General features: G+C 34.9%; 11 protein-coding genes. 4 read left to right on the forward strand and 7 right to left on the reverse strand.

The window, feature by feature from the left end:
- Nucleotides 1-83 precede the first annotated feature (83 nt).
- From H4O20_RS02310 to H4O20_RS02325, 4 genes are all read right to left on the reverse strand, one after another.
- Nucleotides 84-578 (reverse strand): YkgJ family cysteine cluster protein, encoded by a 495-nt coding sequence (locus tag H4O20_RS02310; protein ID WP_165150434.1) that lies wholly within the window; start codon nt 576-578, stop codon nt 84-86.
- Nucleotides 579-647: 69 nt separating this feature from the next.
- Nucleotides 648-2285 (reverse strand): amidohydrolase, encoded by a 1638-nt coding sequence (locus H4O20_RS02315; protein WP_185098153.1) that lies wholly within the window; start codon nt 2283-2285, stop codon nt 648-650.
- Nucleotides 2286-2369: 84 nt separating this feature from the next.
- A complete protein-coding gene (locus H4O20_RS02320) occupies nt 2370-4085 on the reverse strand; it encodes a TonB-dependent receptor (protein WP_185098154.1) in 1716 nt (571 codons plus the stop codon).
- Between the two features lie 101 nt (nt 4086-4186).
- Complete coding sequence (locus H4O20_RS02325) at nt 4187-7201, reverse strand: tetratricopeptide repeat protein (RefSeq protein ID WP_185098155.1); 3015 nt, start codon at nt 7199-7201, stop codon at nt 4187-4189.
- A 229-nt stretch (nt 7202-7430) separates the two neighbouring features.
- Here H4O20_RS02325 and H4O20_RS02330 point away from each other — a divergent pair, with 229 nt between their 5' ends.
- Nucleotides 7431-7892, forward strand: a complete 462-nt coding sequence (locus tag H4O20_RS02330) for a hypothetical protein (protein WP_139856240.1) — start codon at nt 7431-7433, stop codon at nt 7890-7892.
- A gap of 110 nt (nt 7893-8002) precedes the next feature.
- Complete coding sequence (locus H4O20_RS02335) at nt 8003-8686, forward strand: cell division ATP-binding protein FtsE (RefSeq protein WP_139856241.1); 684 nt, start codon at nt 8003-8005, stop codon at nt 8684-8686.
- Between the two features lie 92 nt (nt 8687-8778).
- Here the strand turns inward: H4O20_RS02335 and H4O20_RS02340 are convergent, their stop codons facing one another.
- Nucleotides 8779-10410 carry a S8/S53 family peptidase gene (locus H4O20_RS02340; RefSeq protein WP_185098156.1) on the reverse strand — a complete coding sequence of 544 codons (1632 nt, stop codon included), beginning with the start codon at nt 10408-10410 and terminating at the stop codon, nt 8779-8781.
- A 111-nt stretch (nt 10411-10521) separates the two neighbouring features.
- Here H4O20_RS02340 and H4O20_RS02345 point away from each other — a divergent pair, with 111 nt between their 5' ends.
- Nucleotides 10522-11415: a glycosyltransferase family 2 protein gene (locus tag H4O20_RS02345; RefSeq protein ID WP_185098157.1), complete on the forward strand. Its 894-nt coding sequence runs from the start codon at nt 10522-10524 to the stop codon at nt 11413-11415.
- Complete coding sequence (locus tag H4O20_RS02350; RefSeq protein WP_185098158.1) at nt 11408-12346, forward strand: glycosyltransferase family 2 protein; 939 nt, start codon at nt 11408-11410, stop codon at nt 12344-12346. Before H4O20_RS02345 ends, H4O20_RS02350 begins: the two co-directional genes overlap by 8 nt.
- Here H4O20_RS02350 and H4O20_RS02355 read toward each other — a convergent pair.
- Nucleotides 12337-12744: an FdtA/QdtA family cupin domain-containing protein gene (locus H4O20_RS02355; protein ID WP_139856245.1), complete on the reverse strand. Its 408-nt coding sequence runs from the start codon at nt 12742-12744 to the stop codon at nt 12337-12339. The genes H4O20_RS02350 and H4O20_RS02355 overlap by 10 nt on opposite strands.
- Nucleotides 12728-13564 (reverse strand): glycosyltransferase family A protein, encoded by an 837-nt coding sequence (locus tag H4O20_RS02360; RefSeq protein WP_185098159.1) that lies wholly within the window; start codon nt 13562-13564, stop codon nt 12728-12730. Before H4O20_RS02360 ends, H4O20_RS02355 begins: the two co-directional genes overlap by 17 nt.
- Nucleotides 13565-13604 lie beyond the last annotated feature (40 nt).

Raw genomic sequence — 13604 nt, forward strand, 5'->3', positions numbered from 1 at the left:
TTTATTTCGACTCCGATCAATGACCCTATTCAATCTCCGTTAAAAGGCCGGTTTTGGTGGTTGAGCGAAGTCGAAGCCACTATTTACTTAGGCAAGCGTTTCTTCATTTCCTCTACAATATTAAAAGCTGCTGGACAGATAGCTACGTTTTTCATTGTTAAGTTAGAAATCTGCTGAAACTTTTTTCTATCGGTATGTGGAAATTCGCGACAGGCTTTTGGGCGTACGTCGTAGATGCTACAGTAATTATCCGCACCTAAAAAGGTACAGGGAACACTTTGCAGTACGTAATCTTTATCTTCATCAATCCGCAAGTAGGTTTCAATAAACTGTTGCGGTTTCATTCTAAAATGCTTAGAAATACGCTCGATATCTTTATCGGTGAAAAGCGGCCCTGTGGTTTTACAGCAATTGGCACAAGTAAGACAATCTGTTCGTTCAAACTCTTCCTCGTGTAGCTCTTGCATCAAAGTATCGAGATGCTTGGGTGGCTTCTTTTTTAGTTTGGCAAAAAACTTCTTGTTTTCGGCTTCGGCTTCCTTTGCTTTTTGTGGAAGTTGATTTAGAATGTTCTTCATTTCAATGTTTCTTTGCGCTCTTTGCACTCTTTGCGCCTCTGCGGTGCATTCTTACCGCATAGTCTTTATTTATTCAGCTTCGAAAACCAATTCGCCATTAATAAAAGTTGCAACCACCTTAGTGTTTGGTAATTCTTTTTCATCAACAGTCATTATGTCTTTATCTAGTATCGTAAAGTCTGCAAACTTACCTACCTCTATACTTCCTTTTTCATCTTCTTCAAAATTTGCAAAAGCTGCCCAAATAGTCATTCCTTTTAACGCTTCCTCACGTGTTAACGCATCTTTCATTTGGAAACCTTCTTCTGGAAAGTGTTCTAAATCTTTTCTCGCTACAGCCGAATAGAATGTATACATCGGATTTACGTGTTCAACAGGAAAATCGGTTCCTAAAGCAATACTTCCAGCTTTGTCTAACAAACCTTTGTAAGCATAGGCCCCTTGCATTCGCTCTGCTCCTATTCTATCTTCTGCCCAATACATATCGCTTGTACAATGTGTTGGCTGTACAGAAGGAAGTACATTATTATGGTCGTTGAAATATTCAAAGTCTTCCATCGAAATAATCTGAGCGTGTTCTACCCTCCAACGCCTATCATTTTTTCCAGTTAATGCCTCTTTGTAGGCACGTAGAACAGCAATATTTGCCGAATCACCGATTGCGTGTGAATTCATTTGAAACTCTGAATTAGCCAACTTGGTTGCTATAGAGTCTAACTGTTCAGAAGAAGTCATCATTGCTCCGTAATGGCCCGGCATATCACTATAAGGCTCACGCATTGCAGCTCCTCTTGAACCTAATGCTCCATCGGAATAGATTTTAAACGAACGCACATTTAGCCTGTCGGTTTTATAGGTCCCCTTATCTAAATAATAATCTAAATTCTCTGGACTATTACTCACCATTGCGTACATTCTAAGCTTAAATTTTCCTTGCTTTTGAAGTGTATCAATCAATTCAATAATATTTCTATCTAAGCCTGCGTCATCTACAGTAGTTAGCCCATATTTTAAAGCTTCTTTTTCTGCATCTAAAAGCGCTTCAATGGAAACTTCTTTTGTTATTTCTGGGTACGTTTTAAAAACCAATTCCATTGGGCTATCTACCAACACTCCAGTTGGCTGGCCATTTTCTAAAATAACTTCCCCACCTGGCATTTTAGTTTTTGCTGTAATTCCAGCCAATTTCAATGCTTTAGAGTTTACTAAAAGGGCGTGACCATCAATTCGTCGTAATGCCACAGGAGTATCTGGGAAAAGTGAATCTAATTTTTCCTTAGTTGGAAAGTTTTTGTCCTCCCAATCATTTTGATCCCATCCGCGTCCAATGATGTAATCTACTTTCTGCTCCAATTGGAATGTAACAACTCGTTCCAACACCTCATCATAACTCTTAGTTCCAATTAAATCTACTCTTTGTAAGCCTAAACCTAGACCATATAAATGTGCGTGTGCATCGATTAACCCAGGAACAATAGTATTGTTTTTTGCATCGCAGGTTTCCTTGATTTTATATTTTAATTCTAGTTCAGGCTTTAGGCCTATCTCTAAGATTTTCCCATCCTTTACAACTAGCGCGTTCGCCACACTAAAATCTTTATCTACTGTGTAAATTGTCGCATTTTTAATGAGTAAATCGGCAGGGATTTTCTCAGGCGCACAGGAAAAAATTGAGACGGTAAGTAAAAGAAGTAATAGTTTTTTCATCGGAATGAAGTGTTTTAGTAAAGCTGTAAAAATAGAAAACATCCGCCAAAGACGGATGTTTTCAAAGTGTTATTTTAAAAGTGATTACCAATCAAATTTATACGTAACTCCAGCTAGGCCTTGAATTCCTTGAACTGGATAATTCATCCACTTTTTATAGTTGTCGCCAAATAAATTGCTTCCTTTTACAAAGGCTGAAAGCCTATCTGTAAATCTGTAGCCAAAACTAAGGTTAGCATCAACAAATCCGTCTAAGGTAATTTCCTCTCCTATGAATCCGGCGTTTGATATATCCTTGCGCTCTCCAACATAAAATAAGGATGCACTACCATACAGTTTTTCAGTAATATTAAAATTAGAGAATACAGAAGCTTTTAAACTTGGTAAATTCCATGCTTCACTTTGCACATCGGTACTATAACTGTAGTAGTTAGCATTAACCCCAACAGAAAATTGTCCTGAAACATCAACCTTAACTTCTCCAAAAAACGCTAATGTATTTATATCGTCGTAAACTACATTAAATGAATTTCCATAATGATATCCTTCATTTTGTGAAGTAGTAAAGTTTATATCGTTTGATTGAAATAAAGCACTGTTTTCATCTTTACCATAAGATACTCTCGCGTTGTAAGCGAAAGCATTAGAAAGCTTTCCTTTAACCCCTCCAAATGCTTCATATAATTTTTTAGTAGGTGCAATATTTAAGGTTGGGGAAACAAATGGATTTTCCTCTTTAAAATCATAATAGGTATTCTGCTTAATTCCACCCTCTGCACCACCATATGCAATTACAGTTTCGTCAAGCAATCTATACGAAACATTCACCTTTGGATAAAGTGAAAAGTTGGTGTCGCTATTTTCAGTGTCTAAACTCACATATCCTGCAACCCCCAAAGAAACACTAAGCTCGTTATTTACAAAGTTGATAGATGGTGCTAGTCCTACATTTAAATAACTGTACTTTATATCGGTTGAATTTGAATAATCTCTATCAAAACTCCCCATCAAATAATCTAAATCCCCATCAAGTTTGAAGGTTACATTTTCTAAAGGAAAAGAGAATTCTGGTTTCAACTTAGCATTTAGTTCAGAAGAAGAAAACGAATCTCCGGTATAACGTATAGAAGCCGCTGCTTTATCAAAAAATGAATCGTCTAAAGCAATACTACCTCCCACATATCCGCTTAAATAGTTTTGTTTCGTATCAATTCTAGCAAGGTCTTCATCTGAATAATATCCTTTTGGAACTCCATACCAGTTGAATAATTGATGTTCAACTCCTGCATCCAATCTATAGGTAACATCCCTTTGCCTACTTGTGTAATTTGCGTCAAGGCTAGTGTCGTAATAGTGGTTGTCTAATTTCACGTCTTTTATATCTCCTTGTGAAGAATTATGTCTGAAAAAGAAACCAGCATTATCTGTACGGCTTATTTCGAAATTACTGTATAATTCCCCTAAAATTGAAGTGTAATTCCCAAAACCTAAGGTGGCATAATTATCATACAACTTAACAGGTTTCGCTTTTTCTACATTTGTAGCTTTTCCTTTTGCAGGAGTAAATGTTGATGCTACAGGAACAGAAAATATACTATACTTCACATCTTTTTTAGCGGTAGAAACCGAATCGTTTAAGGACGGGGTTTCCTTTACTTTAAAAGCATCTGATATAGTTGGAGTATATGGTTTTACAACATTCACCACTTCAGGATCTAATTCCTTTTCCTGTGCATTTGCAGAAAAATGAAAAAGAAATAATGCTGGGATTGAAAATAAAACTATTTGTTTTATGGACATATTTGCAAAAATTTATATTTATTGTTTTAATGATTTCTTTGTGTCCTTGGCGTCTCAGCGGTAAAAATTACACCGCAAAGTCGCAGAAAGCGCAGAGGTTTTTAGTTTCCGGTTTCTACAGATGAATTTGTTTTTGCTTCAGCGTTTTTAATCAGTGCTAATTCTGCTTTTGCTTCTTCAACTACTTCTGGATATTCAGTGAAGTTTTTAGTAACGCTTTCCAAAATATAAGTTGCTTGATACGCGTCGTTTAGCGCATAAAAGTTTTTAGCCATTAGCACCAAACCTTTTGCTCCATAAAGCTTATATCCTGAATAATCTTTAGCTAATTTCTGAACCGATGCATTTGAAGCCTCATAATTTCTTTCTTTGTTTTTGAAATAGGCATCGAAGTACAATGATTCAGCAGCAAGCTGGCCTGTTGCAATTTTTTGAACTTCGGCGTAGGCTGTTTTAGCTTTAGTTTCGTTGTTTGTTTTCATCGCAGAACGTGCAATAATTACTTGCGCATCACTCTTAATAGAGTTATCAATTTTTGAATTCTGTAAAACCTTTTCAGCATAGTTTACTGCTTCAGCATACTTCTTCAACTCGTAAGAAGCCTTCATACTGTTAGTCTGCGCAAAGATGATATTCTGTGGAAAATCTGCTTCAGCCTCTAATCTTGTTAAGTATTTTAAAGCACTCTTATAATCTTGCTTCCCTAAATACAATTCTGAAACTCTCGATAATGCCTGTTCTGTAAATTCGCTTCTCTCACGATTTACAACATATTCAAAATGTGGAATAGCTTTTTCTGAAGCTTTGTTTGCAAAATAAATCTGACCTAAATAGAAGTGCGCTTTTAAAGCGTGTTGACCATTTGGAAACTCCTTTAAATATTCTTGAAAACGACCTTGTGCTTGTGACTGTTTGTTTTCTAGATAAGGTTGTTCCGCTGCGAGATAAGTGGCATCGTCAAGTTCTGTATCGCCAACTTGCACATACTCTAAATCTTTTACCCAACGTGCATATTCATCTACATTACCTTGGTCTATATAAATGATTTTTGCAGATGATACTGCTTGTAAAGCTTCTTGTGTAGATGGAAAATCTTTCGCTACTCGTTTAAAAATAGCTAAGGCCTCATTACTCCTTCCGGTGTTGTCGTAAATAAGCGCTTTTTTAAGCAATGCCTTCGGAACGAAGATACTGTTTGGCGTATCGCGAATCATTTGATCGTAAGCCGAAATAGCTTCTGCGTTTTTATTTTGAGCTACATACGTATTTCCTAATTCGTATAAAGCATCATCACGGTAAACCGACTTTGGATATTTCTTAGAAAAGGCAATTAACTCCTCTATTTTCTTTTCGCTTCTATCTACAAAACCATAGCTTATAGCTTTTTGGAATTCTGCATAGTCGTTGTTACCGCCTAATTCAACTGCAGCATTGTAATTTTCCATTGCCGGCCAGTATTGGCTTGTAACAAAATAACTATCTCCCAAACGTAAATAAGCATCTTTCTTTCTTACATTTTCGGTCGAAGATGAACTTACATAACTTTTAAAGTTTGAGATAGCATCAGCATAATTTTTTAGTTTGAATTGATTGTAAGCCACATTGTACTTCAAATTTTTATATTCTGAAGTATTTTGAGAGCCTGCTAACTTTGCAAACTTATTATAACCACTTAAAGACTTTTCATAGTTTGCCAATTGATAATCACTTTCTGCCTTCCAATATGTTGCGCGAGCAGTGAAATCTTGGGCTTGTGGTTCTTTCAAACTCTTATCGAAATAGACGATAGCTTCGTTGTAATTCGATTCGTTATAAAGCTCTATTCCTCTAAAAAAAGCAACTTTTTGGTAAGCCGCCTTATCTGCGAAATTCTTGTTGTTTTCCAATAACTCAAGCGCTTCTTTATAGTTTTTTGAAGTGATGTAGCTGTCTATCAGTAATTTTTTAAGCTCATCGTTATTAGCGTTGTTTGGATATTTTTCTATAAAAGAAAGAATAACTTGTGGCGTGCTTTTGTAGCTATTCCCGATTTCGTAACTCAGTTTTGCATAGTTTAAATACGCATCTTCTTGAATTTCGGCACTGAAATCCATTTCTGAAGCATTTTTAAAAGCGTTTAATGCTTCTTGTTTTTTGTTCAGTTTTAAATAACTCTCAGCTAAATGGTAATAAGCATTTTGTGCAACTGCATTCTTTCCGTCAATAATTTTATTGAATTCACCAATAGCTTTTTCAAAATCTCCTTCTTTGTAATACGCATAACCTAGCAGGTAATAATCTGTATTATTCCATTTACCACGGGTTCCTTTGTATTCCTTTAAATAAGGAATAGCTTCGGAATATTGCCCTAGGTTAAAATAGCTTTCACCTATAATTTTTGAAAGTTGGCTTTTTTCAGCAGGAGAAGAATTATTAAATTGCTCCTTTCCCATATCTATTGCTTTCTGAAAGTTGCCAAGTTTGAAGTTCATATCGGCTTGGTAGTAGCTTAAGTCTTCCGAATAGCGCTCCTCCCCTTTTACATCTTCAAAGTTTTTATTTGCTTCCTCGTAATCATCACCTTCATAAGCGATAAACCCTAAATAGTATTTTGCTTGCGAACCGTATTCTTGTGATGTAATCACTCTATTGAAGTAGTTTTTTGCCTCGTCGTAACGTTTCGCTTTAAAATAAACGTATCCATTATTAAAGTTAAAACGCTCTTTCTCACTTCGGCTTAAACTAAATTCATCAACCTTGTTGTACCATTTTTGAGCGTGAGAATATTTTCCATTGTCGAAATAGTAATTTGCAACATCTATATACGCAGAGTTTCGTTTTAAACTAGTAGGATGATTTTCGACAAACGACTCCATTAATTGATCGGCATTTTGTTGATTTAAGCGAACAGCTGCATTAGCAATGTAGTAAGCACAGTCGCTTTGCACTGTTTCATCATCTGAACTATTTTTTATTTTGTCGAAAAGACTTTGGGCTGCTAAGTACTGCCCATTATTATACATCTCCAAAGCCTGGTTGAATTCTGCCAGGTGATTTGTAAACACGGCTGTTTGCTGTGAAAAAGATGAAAATGAAAGGAATAGAAAAAGCGAAAAGACTAGAAAATTCTTAATCATTATTTACAGTTTTTGAATGCGTAAAGATATTTAACTTTAAGTGTAGCTTTCTTCTATACTGTAACTTTTAAGGTTTAATTAACGAATAATTTTAAGAGTGATTTTCCTTAGAAGATAACGCAGTAAATGAGAAATAAGTATGTAAAGCTAAAAGAGAATTTAACATTGATTAAAACACTTGAAAAAAATACTGTAATTTTAAATTTTTTAAATCATTAATCCTGTTGTTATGAAGAAGTTATTAATTATAAGTGTGGTTTTATTGACAGTTTCCGCCACTGCCCAACGCAATCCTTTTAAGAATTTAACCGAGAAAAACGGCAAAATAGGTATTGGCACTTCAAATCCAGACGAATTATTAACTGTAAAAGGAAAAATACACACCCAAGAGGTTTTAGTAGATTTGGATGGAGCGGTCGCACCTGATTATGTTTTTGAAAAATACTTTACAGGCACTTCTAGCTTGATGCCAGAATACAACTTAATTTCATTAGAAGAATTAGAATTGTATTTAAAAGAAAACAACCACTTGCCAAATATCCCATCAGCCGATACAATGAAAGCGGAAGGCATTTCGTTAAAAGAAATGAACTTGCTACTTCTTCAAAAAATTGAGGAATTAACGCTGTACACACTTCAGCAGCAAAAAGAAATTGATGCTTTAAAAGAAAAAATTTCAGATAATAAATAAGTAGTAGTAATCTGTTGCAGTTTGCGGTAATTCAAATTACTTTTGTCTCTCGGCTTCAATGGGAAACCTTAAACACTTATTACTCTTAACGCTTAACATACAACTTAAAAATGTCCAACCACGTATTACAATTAAAAGATGCCGTAATTTATCAAGGAGATAATTTGGTGCTTTCAGACGTTACTGTTTCTGTAGATAAAGGTGAATTTGTTTACCTAATCGGAAAAACAGGGACAGGAAAGAGTAGTTTTATGAAAACACTTTACGGAGATCTACCGCTTAAGGAAGGTCAGGGTGATATTGTTGGATACGATTTGGCTACTTTAAAAGAAAAAGACATTCCATTTTTAAGAAGAAAGTTAGGGGTAGTTTTTCAAGACTTTAAGTTGTTAAACGACCGTACGGTAAACGCCAATTTGCATTTTGTACTTACAGCAACCGGCTGGAAGGATAAGGCTGCTATGGAAAATAGAATAAACGAAGTGCTTGACAAAGTAGGGATGAAAACCAAAGCTTTTAAATACCCATATCAGCTTTCTGGTGGAGAGCAGCAACGTATTGCAATTGCTCGAGCTCTTTTAAACGACCCTGAACTAATTCTTGCCGATGAGCCTACGGGAAACTTAGACCCTCAAACAAGTGTTGAAGTGATGGAGGTTTTACGTGAAATAAACAAAAACGGAAATACTATTTTAATGGCAACTCACGATTATGCCTTACTACTAAAATACCCTTCAAAAACGCTAAAATGCGACGAAAATCAGATTTTTGAAGTTGTGCAGAAAACAGTATAAAAAAGTTGGTAGTTGGTAGTCTTTAGTTGGAAGTAAAGTTTCGGGTAAAAGTCATGGTTCTCAACGACGTTATACAAAACGTCAATTCAAATTCAATCCTTCAGAATACTTGGATCGCGTAATTGAAGCTCACACTCTTTTTGAAGTGTTGGATCTATTTTTAGGTGGATTTTCCCTTTCGCATTTGGCTTTAGCACAGTATTTTTTCCAATTGTAATTCCTTTTTTAGACGTTAAGTTTAAACTGGCATCCTCTTTAAAAGTTTGATTTTGCAGTATTACTTCAGCGTGAGAAGTGAGTTTAAAATCCCATCGATTAAAACTTTGGTTTTCAATTGTAACAGGGCCTTTTTCAGCAAACATATCAAATACCATTTTTACAGCCCGTCCAGTATGTAGCATCCCTGCTCCGTATTTTCCGGCAAAAGGTTTGTTAGCTTCAATATGATCGATATTAGTAGATGTCATCTTTAAAATACTTTCAACTTCTGTAACTGGTAAACAAGGGTAAAGCGAAAACATCAACCCTATAGTTCCTGAAACTAATGGCGCTGCAGGTGAAGTTGCTTCAATAGTAATATAAACAGGTTTTCCTTCTTTAATACTATGAGTAAAACGCAATTGCCCATTAGATGGCGCTAAAATATCCACATCCTTATTTAAAGTAGTTACTGAAACAGGGTAAGTGCTAACGGCTTGAGTAATGTCGTTATTTTTAAACCCTCCTGTTCTCCCTACATATCCACGAATGTTTTCAATATAAAATTTATTATTATCGCTTTTTAAAATATTGTCTTCAATATTTTCGTATTTATAATTTACGGAAGAAACTGAAATAACATTATCATAGGAAGCTGGAAAGTAACTCATTTCGCCTTTATTTCTTTCCCATCCACGATTCCCGGCAGCTGCAACTAGTATGGTACCTCGCGCAAACATTTCATTAACCTCATCTTGCACTTCTGGCGTGTTATAACTACCTACCCAACTACAATTAATAACTTTTGCCCCTGCTTTTGATAACTCTTGCAGTATTTCAAAAGTTCTAAATCTGCCATAAGTAGTGCCGTAGATAGCACAATCATAACAAACGCCTGGAATACCGTAACCGTTATCCCCTTGGGCTGCGGCTATCGCTGCTACCGAAGTACCATGACCATCAACATCGGGAGATTTGTGGAATATCGTTGTTTTATCTTTTAAATCTATATTAGTGGTATCAATAGCTCCATCTGATATACCAATAACAGTTTTACTATCTCCTGTAGTATAGTACCAAGCTTCGGGCAAGCCGAGAAAATCTAAATAATCAAGGTTAACCGCAAACCCCTCATTCCCTCCTATCGTACTTGTAAGCCCATAATCATTAGGTTCAAAAATTTTCTTTTGTTCGTCAGGAATTATTTCCCCTCTTTTAAATAAACCTCCAGAAGTTTGAAGTAAATCTTCAAGTAAAAACGAATTGTCTGCAATTACAAAAAATGTTGCATTCAAATCTTCCTTTTTAGCTTTTCGATAGGTTTTTTTGAATTCAGAAATCTTATAGTTTTTGAGGACAGATTTCAACCTTGAATTGTTGCCGCTATATTTTAAATAATTCCCTTCTTTTACAAAAGGCACCTCAACGGTAGAATCTCTTGCGGTTAAATAAAACCAAGAATCACTCTGCGCTATGGAGGGTATGGAGATGATTAAACAAAATATAACTATCAGGTAATGTTTCATAGTTTAGCAAAATTAGTGACAAGATAAGAAGTTCGTTTGACTTTTGCCGTTAGTTACTTAATTTCTAAAAGTCTTTAGCGTATTTTAGCAAGTTGAAAAGCGATTAGCGAAATGATATCCATTTTAATACCTACATTCAATTGCAATATATTTCCATTAGTAAACAACTTGTATTTACAGTGCGAAAAGTCAAATATTGATTTTGAAATCTTGGTAATGGATGACGCTTCTACCGACAAGCAATATTTACAAGAAAACTTAAAAATTAATCTCTTAAGAAACTGTAAATTTCAAACTTTAGAGAAAAACATTGGACGCAGCGCAATACGCAATCTATTAGCTCAAAATGCAGCTGCTGAAAGTTTACTATTTCTAGATGCAGATGTAATGCCTTTGAGGCCTGACTTTATTGATGAATATATTTCGAAGTTAAATCTAGATGCAGAGATAATATGTGGGGGAATTACTTACGATGGAGTAAAACCTAAAAAAAACGAGAACCTCCGTTATATTTATGGTGTAAATAGAGAACAAAAATCTGTTTCTAAAAGACAAAATGAATCGCATTTTATAGTATCTGCTAATATTCTTATTTTAAAAAAATGCTTTTTAGAAATTAATACAATGCTGGATAACCTTTACGGAGATGATTTAGTGTTATCGAGTAACATTAAGAAAAAGCAGATAAAAGTTATACATATAGACAACCCTGTAATTCATTATGGATTAGAAGATAATGGCAAATTCATTAAGAAAGCACTACAAGCCGTTGAAACTATTGTTACACTTGAAAAGAAAGCGTTTTTAGAAAATGATATAATGCCAATTCAAAAAGCATTTATAAAACTAAAAAAGTATCATTTAGTAAATAGTTTTAGTTTCATAGTTTCTAGGTTTAGAAAAACCATGGAGCGTAATTTCAATTCTGATAATCCAAATTTATTCTGGTTCGATCTTTATAGATTAAACTATTACATTCAACTTAAGAAAGAGCAAAATGCCTAGATTTTCTGTAATTATACCACTATATAACAAAGAAGAGGATTTTCCATCCACTCTAAAAAGCGTTATGAGTCAAACCTTCAAAGATTTTGAAGTGATAATAGTTAACGATGGCTCTACAGATAACAGTTTAGCAGTAGCAGAATCCATTAAAGATGGTCGCATAAAAATATATAGCAAAGAAAATGAAGGTCTAGCAGCCACACGAAATTATGCTGTAGCAAAAGCCACTTCAGAAAATGTTGTATGGATAGATGCAGATGACTATTGGTTGCCTTGGCACTTAGAAAATATAGATGCTATTTTAGCTAAGTTCCCTGATGCTATGTGGTTTTCAACTGCTCACGAAGTAAAATACAACACCAAATTAAAAAGAAGAATAATCACTCCTTTTTCTGATATGACTGATGATTGGATTGGGCAGGTAAACTTTTTTGAATATAGCCTAGCCGATTCTGCAGCACATCCTTCAAGTGTCGGGTTTAAAAAGCGGTTTTTTCAGAGCCTTGGAGGTCATAATACCGATATAACTTTCTCTGAAGATACCGATTTATGGATACGAGCTGCATTAAAAGCACCTTTGGCTTTTTCAAATAAAGTATCTACTGTTATAAATTTAGATTCGAACAATCGCCTTAATCACAGTAGCTTAAAATCACGAATTTACCCAGACTTCGATCTTTATGACAAAGAAGCAGAAACCAATCCGGCACTAAAGCAATATTTAAATGTACACAGATATTCTATTGCAATGCAGTATAAGCTAGCAGGAGATAAAGCAAATTTTGAAAAGTATAAAAGCAAATTGATTTTGGAAGAATTAAACGCCAAACAAAAATTATTACTTTCCCTACCAAGGCAAGTTTTAATAAAGTCGAAAGCGTTTAAAGAGTTTTTACATCAATCTGGCTTCTATTTCAGTACTTATCGGTAAAATTTCTCAAATTCTGAATATTCACGGATGTAATCCGACTCTAAGAAAACATCTGAAGAAAACACCACACAAATCGCTCCTGAAGAGAAATCGCCAAGTTCACGCCAAATACCTGTAGGAATAAGCAATCCTTTATTGGGCTTGTTTAAAGTAACTGTTTTCTTATTTATTCCATCGTCCAGTATTACCTCAAAACTTCCGCTAACTGCTATTAGGAACTCTTGTTGTTCTTTGTGGGCATGTCCTCCTCTATGGGCATCACTAGGAACATCATACAAATAATACACACGCTTAAAATCAAAAGGTAAGGTGTCTCCTTCTATAACCGCCAAATTTCCACGATGATCGGCAATTTTAGGAATATCTAACACCTGGCAATTATCAATTGTATTTTTCATTTGGTTTTGTTTTGTTGTAATCGGCTATACTTTTGAATCCAACTTTTATTTTATGAGGAATCTCCGACAGTGAAATATATTTTTTTCTATAGATAAAGAACACAAATTTGAACACCCAAATATAACTGAAAATTCCATAGTCATATGTTTTAATGGCCGCCTTAGCATACAGCAGTCTATCACTTTCTACATCATCACTAGAAGATAGTGGAGGATGTATGGTTATATATTCAGGATAAAAAAATGGCGTTAATCCAAGCTTTTTTGCATCGGTAAGAAAAACAAAGTTTTCAGCATCTTCAAATTGTGCTCCTAGTCCAAATCGTTCATCAAAAAACAATTTTTTATTTAAGACCTCAGAAAGCTTAAATGATATTTCAATAGACAGTGTTTTCTGAGTTACAAACCTGTTATGATCCATCCCTTTTTTAGGATACTCCCAATAATCTTTTCCTTCGGTGGTAAGCGTTTTAAACGTAATAATTGGATTTGGATGTGTATTATAAGCTTTTACAATTACTGCTGCAAAGCCTTTCATAAACACTACGTCATCATCTGTATTAAAACACAATGGCCCAATTGCATTTTGAATGGCTAGGTTTCTACTTTTTGAAAGTCCTTTTTCAAAAGAATTGATTACACGAATGTTTGGGTTACTAGATTCTAAAATTGAGTTTTCATCCGTTTGATTAACAATCAACACTTTAAACCCGTCCATTCCAGATTCCGCAAACATAGCATTTAGAAAGTCCAAGGATGTTCGGCGCATGGTCGCCACCAAAATCTCCAAATCTGTGGTTTTATATGTATATTCGGGCATCAATTTTCGTTTAAGCAAATGTATCGAAAATGAAATCGAA

It is taken from the genome of Aequorivita sp. 609 (assembly GCF_014212065.1).
GTDB lineage: Bacteria > Bacteroidota > Bacteroidia > Flavobacteriales > Flavobacteriaceae > Aequorivita > Aequorivita sinensis.